The sequence below is a fragment of the Pseudodesulfovibrio piezophilus C1TLV30 genome, assembly GCF_000341895.1.
In the GTDB taxonomy this organism is placed as follows: Bacteria; Desulfobacterota; Desulfovibrionia; order Desulfovibrionales; family Desulfovibrionaceae; genus Pseudodesulfovibrio; species Pseudodesulfovibrio piezophilus.
Genome location: NC_020409.1, coordinates 563,412 through 589,351, shown reverse-complemented (window position 1 = coordinate 589,351; position 25,940 = coordinate 563,412). Strand labels below are relative to the sequence as shown.

The following is a 25,940-nucleotide window of genomic DNA, read 5'->3' as shown; positions in this document are numbered from 1 at the left end:
TTCGCCGCTCAGTGGTCCGATAAAGTGAACCCACTTCTGGACATGAAGTCCTTAGGGCCGCAATCCCTCAGGGGCTTCCTCTTGGAAGTCTTACGGTTCATCTTGAGACCCACAAAGACCTTGAACGCCTGTTGCTTCTCAGTACGTGTCAGAGGTAGGCCGTGTTGCATGTTCGCAGACGCAGCCCTCCACCTAACCTTGGCTTGTGACATTCCCTTCAAGAGAATTGCATCAACAGGGTAGGCAGGGTTGATAGTCTTCATAGCTGCTAGACGGTGGAACCCGTCCACTACCCAATATCTATTACCTAACAGAGCAATCTCAATAGGCGGCATATCAATACCATTCAGGTAGTTGTTCCGGTAGGTCTCCACCTGTTCAGGATTGAGTTTGTGCCTTATCTGTATCTGTGCGCTGACGAAGATCGCATTGGCTTCCAAGGTAAGCCTCTCATGTTTGTTCGTCATATCAGTCTCCCTTAATGTCTCTCCACTTCCTCGGAGTAGGCTCTACCCACACCTCAGGAGGCGGGAGTAAGTAATGACCATCCTCAGTCCTCTCAGCAATTCGCAAGAGTCCTGCGGGGTATAGTGCCTGAGGTTGTCCAATTCGTTCCATACTTCGCAACCATTCTATTATCTCTTCATCAGTCAGCTTCTCTTCCGGTTTCAGAGTCAGAATCTTTCCTGTGTATGTGAATCCTCGATACTTCTCAGGTATAGCCATCTACTTGCCTCGCGCCAACGTCACATTCCCAAGCCCCTGAGGAACCTTGGTCTTGTAGTCACAGTCCTTGTCAGTCCCTACAGGTGCATCAACAATAGTGAGGACAGGCAGCTTCCCGCCGTTGTCACAGGTCTTCCGTACAGTCGTGCCATCTTTGCGTATCTCTTGCTTCTTACTGGTCATGTTGTTCTCCATTTAATCGTGCGTCCAGTTCCTCCGGTGTCGGGAGGTCTTTCAATATGGTTGTGTATGCCTGTTGCATAGCTTCCTGCGCCCTCATTGGGTTCAGGCTCTCAAAGGTAATTCCATTGTCGAGTAGGAACCCTCGCGCCTGTGCTAACTGTGCCGCCTTGATCTGGTCGGCAGGGAGCTTCATGGTCGCAATGGTGGCAGTGAGAGTCACAAACCATAGCTCAGTCATCATGGCTTCGTGCATCTCTTGCTGTTCCTTGGTCATGTTGTTTACGTCTACGTTCATGTCTACTGCACCTTCCTGAACAACAGTGAGAGTTCATCCTTCACCTCATTGACCGGGGAGCCAGCCTCAGAGATAGCCTCTACATTCCTTGCCAGTAGCTCCAAGGCTCTCCGCATGATGATAGAGGTGGATACCTCCTGCCCTCCAAGGTTCTCAGTGTAGAACCCTTTGATGAGGTAGAAGTTGTAGAGGGTCATCTTATCGGAGTAGAAGTACATCCGCTTAGAATCCTTACCTCTTGTCAGGTACGTCTTAGTGGGCTTGTCAGCCTGTTCATCTGCCGTGTGCATAGTTGATATGCCTCCTGTTTGTGTCACCCTATGGGTGCAGAATTTGAAACGAATAGACCTCCCACACCACCTCACCAACGCACAACAACGCCACTAGCAGGGAGAGCTAGTGACGCTGCCATGGGTCGCAATACATACGTGGTTTGCACTCCACGCATGAACTCCAAACGAATGGAGAAGAGACAAGGGTAGACCTCAGGGTAGAGGTCGATAGGCCATTCAGAAATGATTGGGTGTGAGTATAGCCACCATATGTGAGGTGACTGTGAGGGAGATGTTGTTTGCCGAAGCACTGTATCATTTGTTCAGGCATCCTCTAAGTCAGCCTCACATATGGCTGCATACTGCACTTGATAATTCGCATGTGCATCCCAATGGGTGCGCTTCATTATCTTTAAGTGTCTAGTAATCACAGTACCGGTATATCTAAGAGACAAGTGGCTCAGATTTATATGGATAGTGAGGTGGATGGCTACAGGGTCGCTACTGGCTGTCATACAGCCCCTCCATTCATGCTCATTCAGGTGGGAATGGCGGCGAGTATGTTACTCTAGGAGATATAGTATCTAGTGTAGATGTAGTGATACCAACGGTTGCCGGGAGTCTGTCGCGTTATCTGTCGCGTTCAAGCTCTGAATTACGCCGGGAATGGTGGCAGATTGTAGAGAATGTGGTGGGTGTGTAGAGGAAGGAATTAATCCCTCTCAGGCTGGTAGACAGGTAGGCAAGGGGGGAATCGCGGTTGTATACGTATTATACATCCCTTCACATTTTGTAGTCGAATTTATTTGGGGTAAGTGATAAGGCATATTGAAAGATTTGGAGAGATTATGAGGAAAATCAGGAAGCTGCCTAGTGGTCGTTATCGCGCCCCTAAACTGTTCATCGGTGATATTGAACGAATTGTTGCTGTGTTATTGAAGTATTCTGAGGATATTGAGATACGTGACGGGGATTATGTCTTTGATAGTATTGATGAATTGAAAGAAGTGAATAAAGGGAAGGAGCTAGACTACCTAACAATAGACTCTTCAAACCCCTATGTTTACCTCTCAGTATCCAAGAACACTTCACTAAGTATTTCGAGTGACGCTCCTGAACCAATAGCGGCTTTCCATGAAATTGATGCCATACTACAAGCCGCAGAGAGAAAGAGGACGATCTTAAATAGATACTCGTGGTTATTCTATCTGTTGATAATCCCAGTTGGTTACGCTTCGATTAAATCCATAATGAAGGACTCTATCACTCTGGTAGAAATTCTGTGGATGCTTCCCATTAATTTTGCATACTTGGCTTGGGCATATTATGAAATGCGTAGCCTACAAATCAAAGCAGAAGTGTATATCAAAGGTCCAGAGGAAGTTACCTCCTTTCTTCAAAGAAATAAGGACTCTATAAAGGTTGGACTGATCGTCGCTGTGCCAGTGGCTTTCTTCTCAATAATAGGTACTTTGATAGGTCAGAAAGTGATGGACGGGCCTTCCCACAACGTTGCTGTTGAGTCTACCACTTCGTCAAATGCGACAGATCAAGACCGGGATAAGTAAGCCTACTCATTCCCTCAGACAATCTCTTGATTGAACTACCAGACCCATAGGACTCGCCTACGGTCCTAGGAGCATGACCCATGAGTTCATCCCTCAGGTCTTCTGCTACGTCACCTTCTCGGAAGCCATCCTTGGCAGCGTGACGGAAGGAATGGAACACTTTCTCTTTACCCCAACCACCGTGTTGACGGGCATATCTTCCCCACCATTTTGAGAATGAGGAGGTCAGTTTACCATCCTTACCTCGCTGTAGGTCGGGGAATATCCGTCCACTCTTAATGGACTTCACGTAGGTCAGGAAGCCAAGTTTAATCAGTTCAGGGTGTATTGGTATCCTGCGCTTACTGTTCTCAGTCTTGGCTTCATCAAGTTCCCTGAGGTCAATGTAGTGAACGCCTCGTTCCTTCCTCACGTTGTCCTTGGTAATCTGACCAAGCTCCTCAAGTCGTGCGCCAGTGAACGCAGCCAGTAGTGGTAGCCAGTATGCAGCTTCACCTTTCCCGCCTATGGGTCTGTCATTCTCGGTGTAGACCGGGAAACGAAATATCTTATTCATGTCTTCAACAGAGTATGGGAGTCTGTCGCTGCCAGCCTTCTGCTTCCTCAGGGAGACTTCTACCTTGATGCCCTGTGCAGGGTTATGGTCACAGTAGCCATTCCTCACAGCATAGCCATAGACCGCCCTGAGTGCGCTCAGAGCCTTGTCATTGATAGTCTTTGCGGAGAGTGGTGCTATATCATCCCGTCCCTTCATGGCCTTGACCATCTCAAGGACAGTCATTCCCTTCATCTCACTGGGAACCCGTGCAGGAAGCTGTACCAGTACATCCTTGAATGTACGGATATGAGTAGGGGTAACGTCATCAAGGGCTATGTCATCAACCCCTAAGACCTGAGTGAACCTATGGATATGGGCAAGGTAGTCACGAGCGGTATTCCCTTTGGGCTGTCGCTCCTCGACGTACTTCTTGAAGACGCTCCGTAGGGTATTGCCTTTGATCTTGTCGGGAGTCTGGTCAGGTACTTCCACCTGTATCTCATCCTCACTTGGAGGAACCTCAGGTGTAAGTATGATCTCACCTTGCTTCCTTGCAAGCTGTATCTCAGTGGCTTCAATCAAAGCCTTCATGTACTCCAAGGACACTTCATAAGGGATGTCAGATTCATTCTTCGTCCATTCCCTTATATGGGATTTGACTGCATCTACATCCCCACGGGCATAGGCTTGTTTGATGTCATCAAGCTGTTCCTGAGACCTGAGGAGGTAGCCTTCGTGGTCTTCATCTTCAATGAATCCACCTGAAACACGTAGCTCATCATCAACTTCCAGCATGTGTTGCTTCATCAGTAATGCACGGCGTTTCATCTCAGGTACAGACATAGGTGTAGAAGACTCAGACGGTCTCCTGCTATTGTCTCTCTTGATGATCTTCCTATGCTCAGTGAACTCTTGGTCAGAGCGCACGGCCTCAATCCTCACAAGCTCATAGGCTTCCTGAGGGTCATGGGTCTGTAATGATCTTTTGATTTGTTTCCTCCCACCATAGACGGTCAGGAGGTCAGCAGGAACTTTCCTACGGAAGTAGAACAGTCCAGTTTTGGAGCGAAATAAGTAGGCTGGTTTGGTCATAGTAGACTCCTCAGGTGTACCAGATTGGTGTACCCTCTTGGAGTCGGAACCTACTTTATTACTTATATTTTTAGTCATAATGATGACTTAGCTGTCAATGGCGGAGAGGGTGGGATTCGAACCCACGTATGGTTTGACCCATAACTCGATTTCGAGTCGAGCGCGTTACGGCCGGACTTCGCTACCTCTCCGTGTCTTCAGTAGAATTGTCCTTACTGATGTCGAGCGCTTATAAACAGACTCGGCGAAGCTGGCAAGTCCTTTTGCCGGTTTCGCCGAGTTATTTTGAAAGACTCGTGTTAAACGATGCGTTTAGTGATTGGCACAATCATGATGGTCACAGACTATCAGTTGATCTTCAACTTTGCCCGCCAAATAGTTGGCTGCTACAGTGTCGATTTCGCCGGAGCATCCTCGAATTACTTTGATGTTATTCGATTGTAATATGTTGACAGCGCCTTGTCCCATGTTTCCAGCAAGCATAACCTTCACACCCATTTGCGAAAGGATGGGAGCAATATCAGATTTGCATCCACAGCCTTCGGGTGAATCCATCGGTTCTTTTGAAACGATTTTGTTGTCATTATCCAAAGTAATGATTGTGTAATGGTCACAATGACCAAAATGATCATCAATACAACCATCACGAGTCGGCAGTGCTATTTTCATTATTCTCTCCTGAGCTGTTTTATTGTTTCAACGGGAAAGCCGGAAATAGAATAGCCTGGATATGGATTTTGTAAAGCTTTAGCAATAATCAGATCGTGCAGGTATGAAATTAACAAATAAGATAAGTTCTTCATTTCTGTTGCTTGTTTCGTTTATTGAGGAAAAAGCGTTTCAAGATTGATGAACATTCGTTTTCCATAACTCCGGAGATTGTCCACATATGGTGGTTGGAAAATGAGAGTTTTGCTCCGTCCAGATTGGAGAGCATTGCGCCTGTTCGTTTATCAAGAGCTCCTATAACAACTCCTGCAACTCGTGCATGAATGAGTGCACCGGTACACATGATGCATGGTTCAAGGGTTACAGCAAGGATCGTATCTTTAAGACGATAATTTTGTACTGTTGTTGCAGCCTTGCGTAAACAGAGAATTTCAGCATGTCCGGTTGGGTCATGCAGGCCTATCGGTTGATTATGCGCTTGGGCTATTAATTCACCGGTCAAAGTAAAAAGGGCGGCCCCCACAGGAATTTCACCAATTTGGGCCGCCTTGCATGCCTGACCGAAAGCCACATCCATCAGTGATCGCCAGTTGAGTGGGGGAGGGGAGTGGAGGGGCATGTTAGTATTAACTCGGTATTATTGATCTTTAAGATAATTAACCCCGGCTTCAAGCACAGCGAGGCCAAGAGTTTGCGTGTTGCCTTCATTTCTTGTCCACGAAGGGTGATTGGTCGGGTGGTTGTATGCTTCAGGATGAGGCATCAGGCCAAGTATGCGACCTGTGGGGTCTGTCAGACCCGCAATACCAAGAGGGGAGCCATTAGGATTGAGTGGATATTCTTGAGTTGGTGATCCCGTTTTAGGGTCTGTGTATTGTACTGCGTGAAGATTGTTCTTGATAATTTCCTCGAGTAACGCGTCATCCATGGGGATGATTTTCCCTTCACCGTGCCGGATGGGAACGTCTAAATACTCAATTCCTTTGGTGAAAACACATGGTGAGTCCGGGTTTGTCTTTAATGTGACCCACCGATCTTCAAAACGTCCCGAATCATTGTGGGATAATGAAACTTGACGTTCAAAATATTTTCCACCCACAGCTGGAAGTAAGCCCAATTTACATAACAATTGAAAACCGTTGCAGATGCCGAGAATGACTCCTCCATTCTTAAAAAACATTTTCAATTGATCAAGAATTGGAGTACCTTCCTGCGTGTTTGACCATCTCCACCGTAGAGCAGCTGCTTGTGCTGCCCCAAGGTCATCTCCATCGAGAAATCCACCAGGACAGAGGAGGAAATTGTATTTATCCATCGAGACGTGCCCGGCTGCGAGATCGGAAAAGTACACTATGTCTGCACTGTCCGCTCCTGCGGTCTTAAGGGCATAGGCGGATTCGTCGTGACAGTTCGTACCGTACCCGGTAATTACCAGAGCATTAACGCGAGCCATGAAATTCTCCTCTTCGTATTGACTTTGTGGCTGTACCCTGCAAAATTTGCGAAGCAGCGATTGTTGGGCAGGAACATACTTGCCCGGCGCGTGACAGTCAACATTGACGGCACATGAGTTTTTTCATGTTTTTTCTTTATAATTCAAGCATAACGAAGGGGCTTTCTCTCGTATGAAAACCAAGTTCATTTTTATTACCGGTGGCGTTCTCTCTTCTTTGGGGAAGGGACTCTCTGCTGCTTCTATCGGCGCACTCCTCCAGGCGAGGGGGCTAAAAGCTACTATCCAAAAGCTCGATCCCTATATTAACGTCGATCCTGGTACGATGAACCCCTTCCAGCATGGTGAAGTCTTTGTCACTGACGACGGTGCTGAAACGGATCTCGATCTTGGGCATTATGAAAGGTATCTGGGGACGGCACTGAGTCAGCAAAACAATTACACCTCCGGTTCTATTTACAATTCCGTAATTCAAAAAGAGCGCCGGGGTGACTATCTTGGTGGAACTGTTCAGGTTATTCCGCACATCACCGATGCTATCAAAGAGGCGGTTATCAACCTTCCTAATGGTGAAGATGTCGCTCTTATTGAGATTGGTGGTACTGTCGGGGATATTGAGGGACAACCTTTTCTCGAGGCAATACGTCAACTGAAGAATGATTTGGGCAAGGAAAATGTTCTTTATATTCATTTGACTCTCGTTCCATACATAAAGACTGCTGGAGAAATGAAAACCAAGCCGACGCAGCATTCCGTGAAAGAACTTCGGAGTGTTGGAATCCAACCTGATATCATCATTTGTCGGTCAGAAGAAGAATTAGAAGAGGATCTTAAAAGAAAGATTGCTCTCTTTTGTGATGTTGATACGGATGCAGTTTTTTCTGGAGTTGATGTTTCTTCCATCTACGAAGTCCCTTTGAAGTTTTATGAAGAGGGTGTGGACCAGAAGATTGCAATTCTCCTTAAATTACCTGCTAGAAATGCCGAACTGGCTCCTTGGGAAAATCTTGTTCATACTTTGAAAAATCCCAAAGGGACTGTTAAGATTGGTATTATTGGAAAGTATGTAGATCTGACAGAAGCATACAAAAGTCTGCATGAAGCTCTTGTCCATGGGGGCGTGGCCAACGAAGTCAAAGTTGAACTTGAGTATGTCAATTCTGAGAAAATAACGGCAAAAAATGTTGAGAAGAAGCTTGCGAGCCTGGACGGAGTGCTTGTCCCTGGTGGATTTGGATCACGAGGAGTGGAAGGAAAAATTATTGCTATCCAATATGCTCGAGAGAACAAAATACCCTTCTTTGGAATCTGTCTTGGAATGCAGTGTGCCTGTATTGAATTTGCGCGGAATGTCATTGGACTGGAAAATGCCAACTCTGTTGAATTCGATGCCGCAACAGAACATGACATCATATATCTGATGAAAGAATGGTTTGATTTCCGTACGAAGAAGACAGAAACTCGCTGTGAAGAATCTGATAAAGGGGGAACCATGAGGCTTGGTACTTACCCCTGTAAATTGAAAAAAGATACAGCTGCTCATAAAGCATATCAGACTATTAATATTGACGAAAGACATCGGCATCGTTTTGAATTCAACAACGAATATATTGAGCAGTTTGTGAATAATGGGATGGTTCTCTCGGGAACTGCGCCCGATGAATCTCTGGTGGAAATAGTTGAGTTGCCGGATCATCCGTGGTTTCTTGGATGCCAGTTTCACCCAGAGTTCAAATCCAATCCCATGAAACCACATCCTCTGTTCAGAGAATTTATCAAGGCTTCCAAGCTTGATAGGGATAAGAGGGGAAAATAATTGGCTCTAAGCGAATTATATCAAAAAAGTCGGTCCGGTCCGTTTATTCTGGCCGGACCGTGTGTCATTGAAAGCCGTGAAATCGTACTGCGTGCAGCGACAACGCTTGCAGCGATCGCAGATCGGCTCGGTTTGCCGTTGGTTTTTAAAAGTTCTTTTGATAAGGCGAACAGGACTTCTGTTACGAGTTTTCGAGGGCCTGGAATGCAGGAAGGCGTGCGTTTGCTTTCTGAGGTCAAGGCTGAAACCGGGCTTCCTATTGTTACGGATATTCATCATCCTGAACAGGCCCCCTTGGTTGCGGAGGTCGCTGACGTTCTCCAAATTCCTGCTTTTTTATGCAGGCAGACAGATTTGCTTGTTGCAGCAGCAAAGACAGGCAAAATTGTTAATGTGAAAAAAGGCCAATTCCTTGCTCCTTGGGATATGGAAAATGTCGTGAATAAGCTACGGGCCTCGGGTAATGAAAATATTTGGCTGACAGAGCGTGGGGTAACGTATGGATACAATAATTTGGTTGTAGACATGCGCTCCATTCCTGAAATGCGAAAATTTGATGTGCCAGTAGTTTTTGATGCAACCCATTCGGTCCAGTTGCCGGGGGGGCTTGGCAAGGCCTCTGGAGGGCAGCGGGAATATATTCCTGTTTTGGCTTCGGCTGCAGTTGCCGCCGGTGCAAACGGGGTTTTTATGGAGTGCCACCCTGATCCGGATAATGCAAAATGTGATGGGCCGAACAGTTTGCCACTTGATGCTGTGGAGGCTCTCCTCACCCGCCTCAAGGCTCTTTGGGAGTTGAATAATGGCTGATCGTGCTTTCAAGCTTGCCCAGAATATAAAATTGCTTGTGCTTGATGTTGATGGGGTTTTAACAGATGGAGGTTTGTACTATACCAATGAAGGTATGGTCATGAAACGGTTTAATGTTCAGGATGGTCTCGGTATCAAACTCGCCCAGACGGCAGGGCTTGAAATTGGTGTTATCACCGGGTTGGATCAACCTCCGGTTGAAAAAAGAATCTCTGAGCTTGGTATTAAGCATTATTATGCTGGCAATCATCGAAAAGTTCCTTACTTGATTGAAATGTGTGATAAAATAGGAATAAAGCCATCTGAAGCTGCATTTATTGGAGATGACTGGATTGACCTCGGAGTAATGAAATATGCCGGACTCGCGATGAGTGTGTCCAATGCCATGCCCGAAGTTCTTGAGATTGCAGATTGGGTCTCTACTAAGCGTGGAGGCCATGGTGCGGTTCGTGAAGCCATTAGCTATATTCTCAAAGCTCGTGGCTTATTTGAAGATGCCATGAAGCGGTGGGTAGACTAGATGAAAAGGCGTTCTGCGCTTTTCTTTATACTCATTTTTGCTCTTGGTTTGCTCTTGGGGATAGCTATCAAGGAGACTTTTTTCACCGATATTCTTGTCACTCCAGAAAAAGCTTCGGGAGGTGGCAGTCGAGATGAAATTTTGGATCAATCAGATATTGTAGCGCAAGATATAGAACTGGTCCAAGGAAAGCAGGGGGCTATGACGTGGAAGTTGCTTGCAAAAAAAGCTCAGTACAATCAGGAAAGAAAACTCATTGGCGTTGAGCATCCCCAATTGACAGCTTTTTATGGCGAAGATCGACAAGAAGTCTATGTCAAGGCTGATCTTGGCGATGTTGATCAATCCAATGATAATCTGACCTTATATGATAATGTGACGGGCCGGTTTGGTGATATTGAATTGCTTGCTCAACATCTCGATTATGTTGGTGCCATGCATAAGGTCTACCTTAAAGGTGGCGTCATTGTTCGTAGACCTGATATGACATTGACTGGTGCAGCCGTTGAAATTGATCTGATTAGTCGCGAACTCATCGCAGCTGGCGGGGTCGAGGCCTTATTCTCTCCCCAAAAATATAGTGGTATGTCCCTTAATAAATAGAGATATGGTGTGTTTTCTATGAAACGTATTTCCCTCTCCATAATTTTTTGTGTCTGCATCATGGTTGCTGCATCTTCGGTTTACGCCGATGGGTGGGGGGAAATCCGTGAAGCCACTCAGAATTTGAATGTTCGAGCCAAGAGAACTGCTCAGAGTAAACACAGAGTCACCTTGTTAAAAGGACAGAAAGTCAAAGTTGATTTTGTTGAAGGGAATTGGGGGGCCGTCTTCGACCTCAATGCCACCGCACATGACGAGAAGGATGCTCTTGGATATTCTCATATGCGTTTTTTGGCACCGGCCCAGATGAAGCAGGAAAATGAGAAAGATATCGTAGTTTCTTCAATACCTTTACCTCCCAGTGGGGAAGGTGAAGTCAAGGCCGACGTTCAAGCAGAAGCTCCTTTTTCACCAAGTGCATTTGGTGTCACTCCGGGAAGAGTTCCTATCAAGATATCTTCAGAACGCATGATTTATGATGAGAGTGGGAAGATGGTTTCTTTTGTTGGAAATGTCGTTGCTGAACATGGTGATTTAACTCTTTGGGCCCATAAATTGTCTGCATACCTTGCTTCGAGCTCTGATAAAAAATTTTCGGCTGACAGTATTGATAAAATCGTAGCAGAAGGGAGTGTGAAAGCCCAAAAAGGGCGTTCACGAGGATCATGTGGCAAGTTGATTTATTTTGTCAGTCGTCAAGTGCTTCGGATGGAAGATAATCCTCAATTACAGGATGGTCCTAACAGTTTAACAGGTGACGTCATTAATTTTTACGCCAAGGAAAATCGAAGTGAGGTTGTTGGTGGAAATGGCAAGAGAGTACAGGCTGTTTTTATGACCCCTGACAGTGTCAAGGTGCAATAATGTCTGATGGTTTGATAGCAACAAATCTGTCCAAAAGGTACGGCCAAAAGGAAGTTGTACACGGCATAAATCTGGAACTGAATCCACAAGAAGTCGTTGGATTGCTTGGGCCAAATGGTGCAGGTAAAACAACTACTTTTTATATGCTTGTTGGGATTGTTAAGCCAAATACTGGGCAGGTTTCTTTGTCGGGGAAAGCTCTGACGAATAAACCTTTGCATGAGCGGGCTCGGCTTGGGGTGAGTTATCTTCCTCAGGAAAATTCTATTTTTAAAAAACTATCAGTTCGTCAGAATCTCGAAATAATACTTGAACAGACGTCTTTGAGTTCCAAGGCTCAGAAAAAAAGAGCTGAAGAGTTGATGGAGATGTTCACTATCAGCAAACTTGCGGATCAAGCAGCCATGTTTCTTTCAGGAGGGGAAAGACGTCGCTTGGAAATTGCAAGAGCGCTCATAATGGATCCGAAATTTATTTTGTTGGATGAGCCTTTTGCCGGTGTTGACCCTATTGCTGTTATTGATATTCAGGATATCATTTCCGTTCTGAAAAGCATGGGGATAGGGATTCTTATTTCTGATCATAATGTTAGAGAAACATTGAATATTTGTGATAGAGCATATCTTGTCTACGAGGGGACTGTTATTCTCGAAGGGACTCCAGATATTATCGTGCAAGACAGTCGAGCTCGTCAAATCTATCTCGGTGAGGATTTTCGTCTTTGATTTCTTTTTTTTGTGCCTTTCAACTCATTGATGATTTACACATACCGTAAACATTGGTACACTTCTTTCATATCATTTTCTCTTTCTCATTAATCCAATAGTTACAATATATTACTCAAGGAATGGCTTGCTTACAGATTTTCGCTGTGGCATAGTAGCAGCGAGATGTAGTAAAAAAACTATTAATGTAGAAGAATATAACTTGAAATATAGATCTTGTTTAGTCTTTAAGGCTTCATAATATGGGACTTGAACTCAGACAACAACTCAAGCTTTCTCAGCAACTGGTCATGACTCCCCAGTTGCAGCAGGCCATAAAGCTGTTGCAACTTTCTCGCCTTGAGCTTTTGGAAACTGTTCAACAGGAACTTCTGGAAAACCCTTTTCTGGAAGAAACAGAAATTGAGACAGAAATCCGAGAGAAAGAGGAGTTAACTGAATCTCAAGCAGAAGAAGAGCTTGTGCGGACAGCTGATTGGGAAAATTATTTGGGAGAATTCTCAAGTACTTCTAAGCAGGCGTCGGCACGTGATTCCGAGGTACCTGAAGAAGGACTTTCTTTTGAGGCTCGGCTTGCCTCAAAACCCTCACTGGATGGGCATATGAGCTGGCAAATGAGATTGTCTAATTTCTCAGAATCAGAAATTGCTATCGGTGAAATCATTATCGGTAATCTTGACCATAATGGCTATCTTCAGGCCACTAATGAAGAAATTATGAGCATGGTCGATGCTTCGGATGAAGAAATTGAAGCTGTGATTTTGCGACTCCAGCGGTTGGACCCTGTTGGTGTGGCTGCTCGAACGCCACAAGAATGTCTTCTCGTGCAAATGGATGTTTTAGGGCTTGATGATCCTATTCTGTTCTCCTTGGTTAAGGACCATCTGGAAGATCTCGAAAAAAACCGTTATAAGCCCTTAGCTAGGAAATTTAAAATTTCCATGGAAGACCTCAAGAGTTATCTTGATTTAATGCAGACGTTGGATCCTATGCCTGGGACCAATTTTTCCAGTACAGAACCTCACTATGTAAGTCCTGATGTCTTTGTATACAAGTACGGTGATGAATTTGTGATTATCCTTAATGAGGATGGGATGCCTCGATTGCAGATGAATTCATTTTACATGGACACTATGCGGGATGTTGCGGATAAGGAAAAAGATTATTTTCAGGAAAAGATGCGTTCTGCCGCGTGGTTGATGAAAAGTCTGTACCAGAGGCAGAGAACGTTGTATAAAGTAGTCGACAGCATCGTACGATTTCAAAGAGGTTTTTTTGAAGAAGGAGTTACAAAACTCAGGCCTTTAATTCTTAAGGAAGTTGCTGAAGATATCGAAATGCATGAATCCACCGTGAGTCGGATTACCACAAGTAAATATGTTTCGACTCCTCATGGTATCTTTGAGTTGAAATTTTTCTTCAACAGCGCATTGGATTTGAATGATGGTTCGCAAGTCGGTTCAGAAAGTGTTAAGGCACTCATCAAAAAAATGATAGCGAACGAAGATACTAAAAGACCGTTAAGTGATGAAAAAATTGGTGAAATTCTTAAGGATGAGCTTGATGTTAATATAGCTCGACGTACTGTTGCCAAGTACCGTTCAGCAATGGGAATTGCATCTTCTTCAAAGCGTAAACAATATTTCTAAGTTCAGTTTCTTTCACCTTTTGAACAGGAGGTAGTGTATGAACATAAGCTTCACTTTCAAGAATTTTGAGCCGTCTGACCATTTGAAGGGTTATGCACAAAAGAGATTTGAAAAGATAGGTAAGTTCGTTCCCGACTCCGAAGCAGATCTCCAAGTCAATCTTTTAGTAGAAAAGTTTCGGCACAAGGCTGATGTTATTTTGAATGCTGACAACATTCATATCTCTGCATATGAAGATTCAGAAGATATGTATTCTACCATTGACATGGTTTTGGATAAGCTTGAGGCTCAACTGCGTAGAATGCGTGAAAAGGTCAAGAATAGAAGCAAGCAGGCTCGTGGCAATAAGGTTCAAATGAACTTCTTTTCATATGACGATGTGACAGGAGAACATATACCTACAATTGTTGGCACTGATAGTTACGAAGCAAAGCCAATGTCAATAGATGAGGCTGCGGAGCAATTAAACACGTTTGATAATGAATTCCTCGTTTTTCTGAATGCGGAAACTGAGGATGTTAATGTAATTTATAAGCGAAAGAATGGCGATTACGGATTAATCGACCCTGGTAATTAAATTATGAAACTCGGTGATTATTTAGAAAAGAATTTCGTTCTTTTCAATCTCGCCTCTGATACAAAATCTGAGGCTTTGACAGAACTTCTCGCCCCTATTGGCGAAGCATATCCTGAGATGGACACGGACCAAGCGGTTCGTGTCCTTCTTGAACGTGAGAGCCTGGGAACAACCGGCATTGGTGACGGGATAGCCATTCCTCACGGCAAACTTGAAAATATCGAGAAGGTTGTTATCGCTGTGGGACGAAGTCTCCAAGGGGTCGAATTTGAAGCCCTTGATCATAAGCCATGCTCAATCTTTTTCCTTGTTCTTGCACCTGAGAATAGTGCTGGTATGCACCTTCGTATATTGGCCCAAATCTCACGCATTCTTAAGGATGAGGCTTTTCGAAAACGTTTTATTGAGACTGAATCTCATGATGAGTTATGGCAACTTCTCCAAGATGTTTAAGGTCTTTTAGGATGATTTCTTGATTTCCCACAATTCTTTTCCCGTTGTTGTCGTTACAGGTATTTCTGGTTCCGGCAAAAGTACAGCACTCAAGGTCTTCGAAGATTTGGGTTTTTTCTGTATTGATGGGCTTCCTTCGAGTATGTCTGCTAAAATTGCTGAATTAATTTTAAAGCAGGATTCAAAATACCGAGGGTTGGCTCTTGGGATGGATATGCGGCAACTTGAGTTCAATGATGGTTGGAATCATGCGCTCAAAGAGTTGGCTGCAATGGGAATTGTTCCTCAAGTTCTTTTCTTGGAGGCAAAACAGCCGGAACTTGTTCGACGATATGCCACTACCAGACGGCTCCACCCTTTGGAAAGTCAATCCCTTGGCCTTGATAAAGCTTTGGAGAAAGAACGAAGTCTTCTTGAACCTATTCGAAGCAAAGCTGATCTCGTTTTGGATACAACTGACTACTCTGTGCATGATTTGAGAAGAGTTTTGCAGACAAAGTGGACAGCTATTGAAGAGCTTGGCCGGGGTATGCGTGTTCACATCATCTCTTTCGGTTTTAAGTATGGCGTTCCCACTGAAGCTGATTTCGTTTTTGATTTGCGTTTTTTGCCTAATCCATATTTCGATAAAAACTTAAAACCACTTTCCGGGCTGGATAAGTCTATTCAAAGTTATGTACTTGAGAGTCAAGTCGGGAGCGATTTCAATAGTAAATTTCAAGATTTTGTAACATACATGCTCCCTCTCTATGCCGATGAAGGACGATATAGAATTACGCTCTCTCTTGGTTGCACAGGAGGGCGGCATCGGTCGGTTTCCGTGGCAGAGTCATTGCTGGCGACCTTGAAAAAAAAGGGATATGCAGTGACTATTGAACATAGACACATGGAACTGGGATAAAAATGATTGCTACATCTGGAAATAAGAGAACTTCAGAAGTCGGAGTGGTGCTTGTCACGCATGGAGTGTTTGGTAAGACGCTCCTTGAAGCTGCGATAACTGTTTTAGGCCCCCAAATGAATTGCCAGGCTGTTGGAGTTGACGTGAATTTAGGGGTTGATGAAACAATGGACTCAATCCGGAGAGCTATCCGATCTGTTGAAACAGGAAAAGGAGTTGTGGCACTCACAGATCTTTTTGGCGGGTCTCCAACAACCATGAGTCTTTCACTCATGAAATCAGAGAATCTCGAAGTTATTACTGGTGTTAATTTGCCCATGCTTGTTGCAACGTTGCAGTCTCGAAAGATGGAAATAGATGCTGTTGCAGAAAAAGCTAAGGCTGCAGGAATACAAGGCATAAAAGTCGCAGGAGCCATGCTGCGGAAGAAAACAAAGAAATAGGTTGGCCGTGACACTTGTTCGCATTGATAATAGACTTATTCACGGCCAAATCATTGAGACTTGGCTTCCTTATACAGGGGCAAAGGTAGTCATTGTTGCAAATGATGAACTGGCTGGTGATACATTGCAACAGGAAATCATGTCCTTGGCTATACCCCAAACAGTCTCAAGCCTTTTCATCAGTATTGAGGATCTTGCTCAAGAGATAGGGATGCTTGAGGCGGGGAATATCTCTTCAATACTTGTTCTTTTTTCCAATTGTTCAGACGCCAAAAGAGCGTTTGATTTTGGGTTTGACTATACTAGTCTTAATATTGGAAATGTTCATTATAGCCCTGGGAAAAAACAGATATCCCCAAGCGTAGCGCTTTCCGATGCTGATGAAAGTTGTTTGAAACAACTTTCAAAAAGGGGAGTCATTCTTGATTTTCGTTGTGTCCCCAACGATCCTGTGCAGGTGAGGTTTTAGCCATGATCGAGAGCAATTCTTACCTTTGGTTTGCACAAGTCGCTTTTTTTTTGCCTTCTTTTCTCTTTTTAGGGTCTCGCTCAATGTTGGTCTTCTAGAACGTCCTTTGGTTATAGGGCTTTTTTGGGGCTGCTTGACCGGGAATTATGTCAATAGTTTTAATATTGCCATTTTTTTTGAACTCTTCTGGCTTGATCTCATTCCCGTAGGCACATTTATTCCGCCACATTTGACCGCCGCGACTTTTTCAGCTCTCTCTCTCTCTACTTTTTTTGGCCTGACACACCCCGCAAAAATAATGGGTGTTCTTTTTGCCAGTATGCCCTTAGCTCTGCTTGGAACGCGTGTTGAAGCATGGTTTAGAGAACAAGAACGAGGAAGTTATAACAGCTTGCTTCATTGGGCTCGAAAGCCAAATACAAAGGATCTTCCAGCGAGACTCATTTTGCGTTCAGTGCTCCGTTCTTTGCTCCTTTCTTGGGGAGCGTTTTTTTGTGCGATACTTGTTCTAAAATTCACATTCAAGACTGTTTTTACTCTTTATCCAGCATTTCTCACGTCTATAGATATAACCTGGCCGCATTTATGGATCGCTGCCAGCATGGGGGGGCTTATGGCTCTTCGTTTGAAAAGAGCCTATGCTGTTTTAACTACCGGGGTCATTTTAATTACCCTTTTCGTACTTTATGGACGTTTTTAGCTTGGCACCTTGCACAGTTTGTGATATTTGGCACATTCTATTTCAAGGCGAATATTCCTGATCACAGGATTAATTTAATTAGGAGGATTTTAGATATGGCTATTTTGGTTGTTGGACACAAGAACCCGGACACCGATACTATTGCTTCTGCGATTGCTGTCGCCGATCTTTTCTCTAAGCGTGGCCAGGAGGCCAAGGCTATCTCCCAAGGGGAAATCGCCCCTGAGACAGCTTTTGTGCTCGAAAAGTTTGGTCTTGCTGCACCTGAAATCGTAACCGATGCGACAGATCAGCAGATTATTCTGGTTGATCACACTGATATTTCTCAAACTATTGATAATCTTGATAAAGCTGAACTGATTGCTGTAGTTGATCATCACAAACTGGGTGATGTCACGACTTCGAATCCTCTCGAGATGTGGGTTTGGCCTGTCGGCTGTACTGGAACTGTCATCAAATCCATGTATGATTTTTATAATATTGAAATTCCGGCTAATGTTGCTGGGATTCTTCTGTGTGCAATCTTGAGTGACACTGTCATGTTCAAATCTGTGACTTGCACTGATCAGGACAAAGCCGCAGTTGAAGCTTTGGCAAAGATTGCTGGTGTTGATGATGTTATGGCTTTGGGCATGGAAATGTTTAAAGTCAAATCAGCGGTTGATGGTGCTTCTCCTGAAGAGCTGGTCTTCCGTGATTACAAAGACTTTGATATGTCCGGAAATAAAGTTGGTATTGGTCAGTTGGAAGTTGTTGATCTGTCCATGCTGGATGCACACAAAGAGGCCCTTCAGGCTGAGATTGAGAAGGTGAAAGCTGATGGACGTCATTCAGTTTTCTTGCTGTTGACTGACATTATGAAAGAAGGCTCTGAGATGCTTATTGCATCTGATGATGCTGCCGTTGTCGAGAAGGCTTTTGGCATTGCCCCCAATGGGACTTCTGTTTACCTTGAAGGGGTGATGAGCCGTAAGAAGCAGGTTGCACCTAACTTCATCAAGGCTTTCGAAGCCTAGTAAACGACCTACTGATTGAAGCGCAAAGTACGCCCGGTGTGGATAGTCCACGCCGGGCATTTTTGTATTGAGAGGATCTAACATCAAGAATTTAAATGCAAAAAACTCACTTCAGTTTAAACGGAAGTGAGTTTTGGACGATCTTTAATCTGTAGAGAAAACTAGATAACTTTGGCTTTTTTAAGAACTTGTTCCAATTTAGGTCTGTTTTTTTCCTGCAGTGGTAAAATAGGCAATCGAAATTCAGCAGCTGGGAAAAGTTCCATCATATTAAGAGATGTCTTGACTGGAATGGGGTTCGTTTCCATGAACATAGCCCTATTTACCGGAGCCATTTTCAAACTGCACTCCAATGCTTTACCAAAATCTTTAGCAAAAAAAGCATGGCACATATCACTCATCATCTTAGGCATTATGTTCGATATGACGGAAATAACTCCGCAGCCTCCAACGGCCAATAATGGTAAGACCGTAAAATCGTCGCCGGATAAAAGCTGAAATTCTTTTCCACATTTTTCAATAACTTGTGCGGCCTGGTTCATATCACCAGTGGCCTCTTTTACGGCTATGGCTTCAGGAACTTGATCTATTATCTTTTTGAGTGTGGCAGGGAGCAGGTTGAGTCCCGTTCTTCCAGGCACATTGTAGATGACCATAGGAAAAGGAGCTGCAGACGCAATTGCCTTGAAGTGCTCCACAAGCCCTTCAGGGGTTGGTTTGTTATAGTAAGGAGTAATTTGAAGTGTCGCGTCGGCTCCTGCAGCCTTTGCCAAGAGGGTAAGTTCAATTGCTTCTTTTGTACTGTTTGACCCGGCACCTGCTATAACCGGCACACGACCTTTTACTTGGTCTACACAGATAGATATCAATTTACCTTGTTCAGCATGGGTCATGGTGGCGGCTTCTCCTGTCGTCCCACATGGAACCAAGCCATCAATACCTTGTTCTATTTGCCACTCTATGAATTCTCGATACGCAGGTTCATCAATCTCGCCATTTTTAAAGGGAGTCGAAAGGGCTGTAAAAGCTCCTCGAAGTTCCATGGTCGTTCCCTCCTGAAAAGTATATACGGTTTGAAAATTTAACCCTAGCTTGCTTTTTATCGCAGGACTTCATCTACAGCGGGGTTATCTTTATATTGATCATTCAGGCCTATTGATATTGATCTGAAATGTTCTGTTTGCGTCCATTTATTCAGTTCATTTTGACGTGGCCAAGAAAAAATCTGTATTTCATTGATCGTTCGTCCCTTGTCGTAGGGGCGTACCCATATGCATCGTCCATCAGCCTCCACACGTCCATTGACACCAGAACCAAGACCACTTCCCATAAGTAAATCCGGCACTAATTCGGGGCTAGCGGCCAAGTATTCTCGTTCACCGATCCATCCCCAGTCAGAAAGGGCGACAATGAGTTTTGCTTGAGTGCGTTCCGTTTTTATAAGGCCTGTAATGCTATCTATTATCTTTTGGGAAGGCTGATCTTGTCCTGGGGGCAATGGAGGCAATCTCAAAAAGACAATTCTCATACCATTACTCATGGTCATAGTTGAGACAGGAGCCTTGAGAGCGGATTTTCGCGTTGTATCTAAAACTGTCGAATCAAATAATTCCTCTTCTTGCTGTGCGAGAAGAGCAACATCGTACTTCATTAAATCGAATGCTTTGGTAAGAATGGCAAGTTGTTGCAAAGGAGGCTTTTCCCCACTTGGCGACATAAATTCCCATCCACCTGAGACAAGAATACATGAAGTTTGCGCTTTCTTGACATCCAAAAAATACGTAGCTCGCCGAGCTATACCACCAAGGGTTTTACCTCCTCAAGAGGGGCATGGCCGTGTTGTGCCATACGTATTTGCCGAGTAGAGAATAGTTAAAACTGGTTGTTTCGCGTGCGCAGGGCCAGAGACAACAAATAATGCCGCAACGAGCAGCCAATATGAGAGCCAACGCATTCTAGTCGTTGATAAATTCTTTCAACTCTTTTCCCGGACGGAAGAAGGGCAGTTTTTTAGGACGGACCTGGACAACGCTTCCGGTTTTTGGATTGCGTCCGGTATAGCCTTCATATTCTTTGATTTTGAAGCTTCCAAATCCTCGGATTTCGACACGATCTCCTCGAAGTAAAGCTTCTTTCACTGAATCAACGAAAGCTCCTACAATTTTAGTCGCTTCGTCTACATGCATTTTTTTCTGTTCGGACAGAGCCTTGATCAATTCGCTCTTGTTCATGGTTTCCCCCTGAATCATTGAGTGGGTACAAGCTCTAGTGTGGAGCCTAGGTAAATAAAAATGAATCTTACTAAAATTCTTACTAACTATGCCGAAAAATGGCTCTTTTCGTCAACCCCTTATTTGCTATTTCATAAGGAAGGGAAATCTTTTAATATGGGACGCTCTGCTATTCGTTGCTTGTTATCTTCACGATAATGCATTATTTTTTTAGCTAAGGCCCTGATATCCTTGCTTGCTTTTGCCTCAGGCGAATATTTCATCAGTGGGGTTTGATGGCGTACGGATTCCACGAGAACTGAGTCTTGATGAATAAATCCGAGGTTTCTCAAGTCAATGTTCAAGAAATTTTTGCATGCAGCAGCCAGCCTTTCAAAAGTTGTTTTTGCTTCGGATTGAGAAAGAGCTTGGTTAACTATTACAAGAAAATCTTTAACTTGATGTTGGGTGACTAGAACTTTGATCATTGCATAGCTATCTGTCAATGATGTTGGTTCAGGCGTCACAACGACTATTCGAAGTTGAGTCAGTGCTGCAAATGAGAGGACCGTATGACTGATACCAGCACCAAGGTCAAGCATGAGGTAATCGTACGTATTTGCTAGAGAAATTAGTTTTTTAAAGAGAATGTCCTGCATATCCTCATCCATTTCTACTAACTCGGGTACTCCGCTTGTGGCAGGGAGCATGTCAAAACCATTTTCTATTGGAACAATGACATCTCTGGCATCCACGCCTGTTTGTAACAAGTCATGTAGCGTGCGTTCCGGGGAGATTCCAAGGAGAACGTCTAAGTTAGCCAAGCCCAAGTCACAGTCCATGAGGAGTGCTTTCATGTGCGCTTGGTAGAGTGCATATCCAAGGTTAAGGACAATATTAGTTTTGCCAACTCCGCCTTTTCCGCTCATTATGGCAAGACTCAGAGTATTATTTGTATTCATGTCCTGTCTCCGTTATTTTCCACCAAAGAGGAATTGCTTTTCGTTTGCTTGGACAAGCGTATCATTAGGGACATTATCTACGAAATCGAGTTTCGATACCTTGACCTGGTCTTTTCCGGATGTTTTGGCAAAGTAAAGGGCTTCATCTGCCAACTTGAGAATTTCCTCCGGCAGAATATCCATAGCCCCTTTGTAGCATGTAAGTCCTACAGAGCAGGTCACATTAAATTGAGGACCTCCTCCAGAAGGGGTAAATTGGATTTTTTTGAACTCTTGCAGTAGCCGTGTCAATAAGCGCTGTGCTTTAACTATACCTGAACCAGCCATAATTAATGCAAATTCTTCGCCTCCATAACGGGCAGCGAGATCATATCGGCGAGTACTTTCCTGAAGCATTTTGGAAAAAGTCACGAGTACTTCGTCTCCCTTGGGATGCCCGTATGTATCATTAATGGATTTGAAATTATCCAAATCAAAAATAGCGAGCGAGAGGGGAGTTTTAGAACGCTTGGAACGCTCCATCTCTATATCAAAAGTGCGATTAAAGGCTCGTCTGTTTGCGAGGCCTGTTAATGCATCATGATCGGTTTGATAGGCAAGCTTTTCCAAAGTCGTCTGAAATTGTTTCAGACAAGGAAAAGCATCGCCATTAATCGGCAATGTAAGCCATTGTGAAAAATCGTGTTTTACAGCAAGTTCTTGCCATTCTTCTGTTGAAATTCCTTGAAATAATCTGAATATCCAGATTGCTTCAGCAGGCTTTTCGTACAGGTTGGGGACAAGTTTCTCGCCAAGTTCATCTTGGAGCGCCGCGAGTTCTGTCGCAAGCTCATCCTCGGGGAATTGGTTATGATTTTCCGTGTGCATGAAGATAGAGTAGGTGGTTTCTGATCATTTCGTCCAAATCTCCGTCAAGAAAAGCATCAACATTCCCTATTTCACTATTGGATCGATGGTCTTTGACCAGTCGATACGGCTGTAATGTATAGGTTCGTATCTGGCTTCCCCAAGCGATGGATTCCTTTGACTCATATTCTTGCCTGCGACTATCCTCGATTTTCTTTAATTCGAGTTCGTAGAGGCGAGCTTTGACCAAGCGTAAAGCTGTTGCTTTATTTCTGTGCTGCGATTTTTCATTTTGGCATTGCGCAACGATACCTGTCGGAAGGTGAGTTATGCGAACAGCCGAGCTGGTTTTATTAACACTTTGTCCTCCAGGTCCGCTTGATCTGAAGGTATCAATCCTTAAATCCTCATCTTTGACTTCAATCTCGATATCGTCGTCCATATCAGGATAAACATCAACCGATGCAAAAGAAGTGTGTCTCCTGCCGGAAGAATCAAATGGTGAGATTCTGATGAGGCGGTGTACCCCTGCCTCTCCTTTCAAGAGACCATAAGCATATAAGCCTTCAATTTGGAGTGTAACACTTTTGATCCCAGCTTCATCGCCAGGTTGAAAATCAAGTTGTGTGGTCTTGAATCCTTTGCGTTCAGCATAGCGAGTATACATCCGCAGGAGCATCTCTGCCCAATCTTGTGATTCGACACCACCAGCGCCAGGATGAATCTCTAGGATGGCATTTGTCTTGTCATGTTCAAAAGCGAACATTGTTGCCATTTCAGTACTCGCCAGTCGAGTTTTAAAAAGATCGACTTGAGCTTCCAAAGCATCTAACGCTTCTTCGTCCGGATCCTCATGCGCCAATTCCAGCCAAGCATCTAGATCTTCCTTTGCCTCTGCCAAATCATCATACATGTTTTGTTTAGCAGAGAGTTGGCTTTTCTCTTTTAGAAATGGTGTAAGATTCTCTGGCTTATCCCAAGCGCCAGGTTTTGAGAGTTCCTTCTCGATCTCATCGAGTCGCGACACTGTTTCAGCGTAGTCAAAGTCGCCCCCAAAGGGAGGAAAATTTATTAACGAGTTCTGCTGAAAGGGCCTTGAGTTCTGCGTATTCGGTCATTCTAAATTTAATTCCTGATAATATCTTTTTTTCTGACTCCAATGAAGAGCCATAAACAGACTAGTGTCGTCAAGGTATAAATGCCAAAAGAAATTTGTGAAAAATTGTTATGATAGACAGTGTTTTTCGTCAAAGGGGTGACTGTTTGAGTCAAAGATTGGGTTTGAAATTGTTTGCTTTTTGAGCATATTCGTCCCAGTGGATCAATAAAAGCTGAAATCCCATTATTGGTACTTCGCACCAGCCAGCGTCCTTGTTCAACCGCTCTCATGATGGAGAGGTCAAAGTGTTGCTTGGGAGCGGACGTGTTTCCAAACCATGCATCATTACTTATATTGAGCAGTACTGTCGCACCTTGTTCAACTTGATGCTGTGCCAACTCTGTGAATATTGCTTCATAACAAATGAGCATCCCAAGAGCAACGCCATCAACTATGATCGGTTTATTTTGAGTGCCGGGAACAAAATTGCCTGCAGCCTGAACAAGTTGATCAAAGGGGAGAATATTAGCGAAGGGCATGTACTCCCCAAAGGGGACAAGGTGCTCCTTGTCGTATGATTGCATCATGAGTCCCATATCATCCATAAGCCAGGCTCGGTTGAGGAGAACGTATTTTCGCGTCTTCAGATCAATGACGCGATAGGCTGGGGAACCTATTATAAAGTTGGTTTTGGTCGTTTGGGCAAGCTTTTCAAGAGCAGTTTGATACGGAGAAGCATCCTGCAAATAAAAAGGCATTGCAGTTTCTGGCCAGACTACTATTTGAGGAGAAAGTTTTTGAACAACATCTGTACTTAATTTTATGTATTTTTGAACAGTTTCTGCTTGAAATTTAGGGTCCCATTTCTGCCCCTGGTCAACATTTCCCTGTACTATGGATAGCGTATAGGAAGGATCATCCTGTGAGAAAGTTTGCAGTCTGAAAAAACCGAAAAGGAGGATAATGGCTGAGATTCCTATGGCGAGTATTATTGTGCTGCTATCGGTCCGAGAGAATAGCATGGCAACACTGAGTATTGCCAAGAGTCCTGAGAGCCCATACGCTCCGAGGATTGACGCTCCTTGAATAGCTATGGGCCATGATGCAAAAGCTGAAGCAATATTCATCCAGGGAAATCCTGAAAACATGCTGCCCATAAGCATTTCCATGGAAGCCCACGACAGGCCGGCAGTGATACATACGGTTAACCCATCTGCCCGCCTACTTGCGTGATAGATAAGAAGAGAAAAGAGACTGTAATAGAGTGCGAGAAAGGCTGCGAGCAATATTGGGCACGGAAGAGCTAAATACCATGGAAGTCCACCGTAGGATTGTACAGGGATGACCATCCAGTAAAAACAACCAATGCAAGCCAACAAGCCAGCCATCCAGGAAAATTTCAGCGCACTTTTCCAACTTGTGGCGCGTAAACCGATACCGGCAAGCCCAAGCGGAAAGAGCAAGATGGCTAAAGGAAAATGAAAGAGTGGATTGTCAAATCCTATCCAAGCACCTAAGGCTGAAAGGAAAACTAGGAGAAACACCTAGCTTTCCTCCAGAGGTGCAATTCGTATTGACCAGACTTGTCTGTCGTCAGCTTCTAGAACGGTAAAACGTTTTCCTTCGATGGTAAAGAACTCACCTTCATTCGGGATTCTTCCAGCCATTGCAGCAAGAAAGCCACCTATAGAATCCACGTCCTCACTTTCGAGGTGTAACTCACACTTCTCACAGACTTCATCCAGAGGAACACGGCCTGAGACGATATACGTCCCCTTAGATATCTCTTCAATTTCTTCAGGGCGTTCCTGGTCGTATTCGTCAGCTATTTCACCGACAATTTCCTCAAGAACATCCTCCATTGTCACCATGCCAGAAGTCCCACCGTATTCATCCTGGACAATTGCCATATGAAGCTTTTCCCTTTTGAAAGATGATAAAACTTCATCGAGATTGCTTTCTTCAGGGATATAGAGAGCCTGTCGCATCAACTCTGTAACAGGCATATTTTGTTTGCCTTCAAGGAGTGGGACGAGGAGGTCTTTAGCATGGACGATTCCGACAATATGATCTCGGGTGTCCTTGTAAATCGGAATTCTGGAGTGAGCACCTTGGGTAACTATGATGTCAGCAATGTCCTGAACTGTACTATTCTTTTCAGCGCAGGCCATGTCTGTTCTTGGAACCATGATTTCTGTAACTTGTTTTTCGTCGAATCCCAAGACATTGAGGAGCATTGAAACTTCGTCGCCTTCAATTTCTCCTTCAGCTTTGGCTTCCAGGATATGTTCTTCCAACTGTTGTCCGTTCGAGCCAAATAATTTTTTAAAAATGTTGGTAAATCGACTGTCAGACCCATCGTCCAAGACCAGACTCCTTGATATATGTTACTCAATTCGTTTCATCTGTATATTCGATACAAAAGACACTGTATGAAAAATATTTAGTCTGTGGAACAGCATGTGTCAACAGAGAAACCTG

General features: G+C 44.2%; 32 protein-coding genes and 1 tRNA gene. 15 read left to right on the top strand and 18 right to left on the bottom strand.

The window, feature by feature from the left end; translation table 11 throughout:
* Nucleotides 1–8: 8 nt before the first annotated feature.
* The 5 genes from BN4_RS02920 to BN4_RS02900 are packed head-to-tail and all read right to left on the bottom strand — an operon-like array spanning nucleotide 9 to nucleotide 1,494.
* Nucleotides 9–467 carry a ParB/Srx family N-terminal domain-containing protein gene (locus BN4_RS02920; RefSeq protein WP_015413859.1) on the bottom strand — a complete coding sequence of 153 codons (459 nt, stop codon included), beginning with the start codon at nucleotides 465–467 and terminating at the stop codon, nucleotides 9–11.
* A 1-nt stretch (nucleotide 468) separates the two neighbouring features.
* Entirely contained in the window at nucleotides 469–726 is a 258-nt protein-coding gene (locus BN4_RS02915; RefSeq protein WP_015413858.1) for a hypothetical protein, read from the bottom strand.
* On the bottom strand, nucleotides 727–909 hold the full coding sequence (locus BN4_RS02910; RefSeq protein ID WP_041720105.1) for a hypothetical protein: 183 nt from the start codon (nucleotides 907–909) through the stop codon (nucleotides 727–729).
* Nucleotides 899–1,204 (bottom strand): hypothetical protein, encoded by a 306-nt coding sequence (locus BN4_RS02905; protein WP_015413856.1) that lies wholly within the window; start codon nucleotides 1,202–1,204, stop codon nucleotides 899–901. Before BN4_RS02905 ends, BN4_RS02910 begins: the two co-directional genes overlap by 11 nt.
* Nucleotides 1,205–1,206: 2 nt before the next feature.
* Nucleotides 1,207–1,494, bottom strand: coding sequence for a hypothetical protein (locus tag BN4_RS02900; protein WP_015413855.1), 288 nt, complete (start codon nucleotides 1,492–1,494; stop codon nucleotides 1,207–1,209).
* A gap of 830 nt (nucleotides 1,495–2,324) precedes the next feature.
* Between BN4_RS02900 and BN4_RS02890 the strand changes: the two genes are divergently transcribed.
* Nucleotides 2,325–3,044 (top strand): hypothetical protein, encoded by a 720-nt coding sequence (locus BN4_RS02890; RefSeq protein WP_041720103.1) that lies wholly within the window; start codon nucleotides 2,325–2,327, stop codon nucleotides 3,042–3,044.
* On the opposite strand, the gene BN4_RS02885 is transcribed toward BN4_RS02890, so the two are convergent.
* The 5 genes from BN4_RS02885 to BN4_RS02865 form a co-directional block, all read right to left on the bottom strand.
* Entirely contained in the window at nucleotides 3,001–4,674 is a 1,674-nt protein-coding gene (locus BN4_RS02885; RefSeq protein WP_015413852.1) for a site-specific integrase, read from the bottom strand. The genes BN4_RS02890 and BN4_RS02885 overlap by 44 nt on opposite strands.
* 98 nt (nucleotides 4,675–4,772) lie before the next feature.
* Nucleotides 4,773–4,865: transfer RNA gene (locus BN4_RS02880), tRNA-Ser, on the bottom strand.
* Nucleotides 4,866–4,986: 121 nt separating this feature from the next.
* Complete coding sequence (locus BN4_RS02875) at nucleotides 4,987–5,343, bottom strand: NifB/NifX family molybdenum-iron cluster-binding protein (RefSeq protein ID WP_015413851.1); 357 nt, start codon at nucleotides 5,341–5,343, stop codon at nucleotides 4,987–4,989.
* A 130-nt stretch (nucleotides 5,344–5,473) separates the two neighbouring features.
* Complete coding sequence (gene tadA, locus BN4_RS02870; protein ID WP_015413850.1) at nucleotides 5,474–5,962, bottom strand: tRNA adenosine(34) deaminase TadA; 489 nt, start codon at nucleotides 5,960–5,962, stop codon at nucleotides 5,474–5,476.
* 18 nt (nucleotides 5,963–5,980) lie between these two features.
* Nucleotides 5,981–6,796 (bottom strand): phosphoribosylformylglycinamidine synthase subunit PurQ, encoded by an 816-nt coding sequence (locus tag BN4_RS02865; protein WP_015413849.1) that lies wholly within the window; start codon nucleotides 6,794–6,796, stop codon nucleotides 5,981–5,983.
* Between the two features lie 172 nt (nucleotides 6,797–6,968).
* Between BN4_RS02865 and BN4_RS02860 the strand changes: the two genes are divergently transcribed.
* The 14 genes from BN4_RS02860 (at nucleotide 6,969) to BN4_RS02795 (ending at nucleotide 18,342) form a co-directional block, all read left to right on the top strand.
* On the top strand, nucleotides 6,969–8,612 hold the full coding sequence (locus BN4_RS02860) for a CTP synthase (RefSeq protein WP_015413848.1): 1,644 nt from the start codon (nucleotides 6,969–6,971) through the stop codon (nucleotides 8,610–8,612).
* Nucleotides 8,613–9,422 (top strand): 3-deoxy-8-phosphooctulonate synthase, encoded by an 810-nt coding sequence (kdsA, locus tag BN4_RS02855; RefSeq protein WP_015413847.1) that lies wholly within the window; start codon nucleotides 8,613–8,615, stop codon nucleotides 9,420–9,422. It abuts the gene before it with no gap.
* On the top strand, nucleotides 9,415–9,942 hold the full coding sequence (locus BN4_RS02850) for a KdsC family phosphatase (protein WP_015413846.1): 528 nt from the start codon (nucleotides 9,415–9,417) through the stop codon (nucleotides 9,940–9,942). The genes kdsA and BN4_RS02850 overlap by 8 nt, the downstream gene beginning before the upstream one ends.
* Nucleotides 9,943–10,545, top strand: coding sequence for an LPS export ABC transporter periplasmic protein LptC (gene lptC, locus BN4_RS02845; protein WP_015413845.1), 603 nt, complete (start codon nucleotides 9,943–9,945; stop codon nucleotides 10,543–10,545).
* Nucleotides 10,546–10,716: 171 nt separating this feature from the next.
* Nucleotides 10,717–11,409 carry an LptA/OstA family protein gene (locus tag BN4_RS02840; protein WP_231856569.1) on the top strand — a complete coding sequence of 231 codons (693 nt, stop codon included), beginning with the start codon at nucleotides 10,717–10,719 and terminating at the stop codon, nucleotides 11,407–11,409.
* Nucleotides 11,409–12,134, top strand: a complete 726-nt coding sequence (lptB, locus tag BN4_RS02835) for an LPS export ABC transporter ATP-binding protein (protein WP_015413843.1) — start codon at nucleotides 11,409–11,411, stop codon at nucleotides 12,132–12,134. Before BN4_RS02840 ends, lptB begins: the two co-directional genes overlap by 1 nt.
* Before the next feature lie 242 nt (nucleotides 12,135–12,376).
* A complete protein-coding gene (rpoN, locus tag BN4_RS02830) occupies nucleotides 12,377–13,783 on the top strand; it encodes an RNA polymerase factor sigma-54 (RefSeq protein ID WP_015413842.1) in 1,407 nt (468 codons plus the stop codon).
* Nucleotides 13,784–13,820: 37 nt separating this feature from the next.
* Entirely contained in the window at nucleotides 13,821–14,360 is a 540-nt protein-coding gene (hpf, locus tag BN4_RS02825; protein WP_015413841.1) for a ribosome hibernation-promoting factor, HPF/YfiA family, read from the top strand.
* Between the two features lie 3 nt (nucleotides 14,361–14,363).
* Nucleotides 14,364–14,813 (top strand): PTS sugar transporter subunit IIA, encoded by a 450-nt coding sequence (locus BN4_RS02820; RefSeq protein ID WP_015413840.1) that lies wholly within the window; start codon nucleotides 14,364–14,366, stop codon nucleotides 14,811–14,813.
* A 19-nt stretch (nucleotides 14,814–14,832) separates the two neighbouring features.
* Nucleotides 14,833–15,714 carry an RNase adapter RapZ gene (gene rapZ / locus BN4_RS02815; RefSeq protein WP_015413839.1) on the top strand — a complete coding sequence of 294 codons (882 nt, stop codon included), beginning with the start codon at nucleotides 14,833–14,835 and terminating at the stop codon, nucleotides 15,712–15,714.
* 2 nt (nucleotides 15,715–15,716) lie between these two features.
* Nucleotides 15,717–16,157 (top strand): PTS sugar transporter subunit IIA, encoded by a 441-nt coding sequence (locus BN4_RS02810; protein ID WP_015413838.1) that lies wholly within the window; start codon nucleotides 15,717–15,719, stop codon nucleotides 16,155–16,157.
* Between the two features lie 7 nt (nucleotides 16,158–16,164).
* Nucleotides 16,165–16,626, top strand: a complete 462-nt coding sequence (locus tag BN4_RS02805) for a PTS sugar transporter subunit IIB (protein WP_041720580.1) — start codon at nucleotides 16,165–16,167, stop codon at nucleotides 16,624–16,626.
* Between the two features lie 25 nt (nucleotides 16,627–16,651).
* A complete protein-coding gene (locus tag BN4_RS02800) occupies nucleotides 16,652–17,326 on the top strand; it encodes a PTS sugar transporter subunit IIC (protein ID WP_015413836.1) in 675 nt (224 codons plus the stop codon).
* A gap of 95 nt (nucleotides 17,327–17,421) precedes the next feature.
* Nucleotides 17,422–18,342, top strand: a complete 921-nt coding sequence (locus tag BN4_RS02795) for a manganese-dependent inorganic pyrophosphatase (RefSeq protein WP_015413835.1) — start codon at nucleotides 17,422–17,424, stop codon at nucleotides 18,340–18,342.
* Nucleotides 18,343–18,503: 161 nt separating this feature from the next.
* On the opposite strand, the gene dapA is transcribed toward BN4_RS02795, so the two are convergent.
* The 8 genes from dapA to BN4_RS02755 all read right to left on the bottom strand — a co-directional run bounded on the left by dapA (nucleotide 18,504) and on the right by BN4_RS02755 (nucleotide 25,825).
* Entirely contained in the window at nucleotides 18,504–19,385 is an 882-nt protein-coding gene (gene dapA, locus BN4_RS02790) for a 4-hydroxy-tetrahydrodipicolinate synthase (RefSeq protein ID WP_015413834.1), read from the bottom strand.
* Nucleotides 19,386–19,441: 56 nt separating this feature from the next.
* Nucleotides 19,442–20,296: a UshA-like (seleno)protein family 2 gene (locus BN4_RS02785; protein WP_420705214.1), complete on the bottom strand. Its 855-nt coding sequence runs from the start codon at nucleotides 20,294–20,296 to the stop codon at nucleotides 19,442–19,444.
* Between the two features lies 1 nt (nucleotide 20,297).
* Nucleotides 20,298–20,591, bottom strand: coding sequence for an HU family DNA-binding protein (locus BN4_RS02780; protein WP_157871245.1), 294 nt, complete (start codon nucleotides 20,589–20,591; stop codon nucleotides 20,298–20,300).
* Nucleotides 20,592–20,704: 113 nt separating this feature from the next.
* The gene (locus BN4_RS02775) at nucleotides 20,705–21,514 is read right to left on the bottom strand and encodes a MinD/ParA family protein (RefSeq protein ID WP_015413831.1); all 810 of its coding nucleotides are present in this window, start codon (nucleotides 21,512–21,514) and stop codon (nucleotides 20,705–20,707) included.
* 12 nt (nucleotides 21,515–21,526) lie between these two features.
* A complete protein-coding gene (locus BN4_RS02770; protein ID WP_015413830.1) occupies nucleotides 21,527–22,381 on the bottom strand; it encodes a GGDEF domain-containing protein in 855 nt (284 codons plus the stop codon).
* Nucleotides 22,362–23,478 (bottom strand): peptide chain release factor 2 gene (prfB, locus tag BN4_RS02765; protein WP_157871243.1). Its coding sequence is split into 2 segments (ribosomal slippage): nucleotides 22,362–23,402 and nucleotides 23,404–23,478, totalling 1,116 coding nucleotides; the frame shifts between segments, so codons are not numbered across the junction. Before prfB ends, BN4_RS02770 begins: the two co-directional genes overlap by 20 nt.
* Nucleotides 23,479–23,485: 7 nt before the next feature.
* The gene (gene lnt, locus BN4_RS02760; RefSeq protein WP_015413828.1) at nucleotides 23,486–25,003 is read right to left on the bottom strand and encodes an apolipoprotein N-acyltransferase; all 1,518 of its coding nucleotides are present in this window, start codon (nucleotides 25,001–25,003) and stop codon (nucleotides 23,486–23,488) included.
* Nucleotides 25,004–25,825 carry a hemolysin family protein gene (locus BN4_RS02755; RefSeq protein ID WP_015413827.1) on the bottom strand — a complete coding sequence of 274 codons (822 nt, stop codon included), beginning with the start codon at nucleotides 25,823–25,825 and terminating at the stop codon, nucleotides 25,004–25,006. It lies immediately after the preceding gene.
* Nucleotides 25,826–25,940 lie beyond the last annotated feature (115 nt).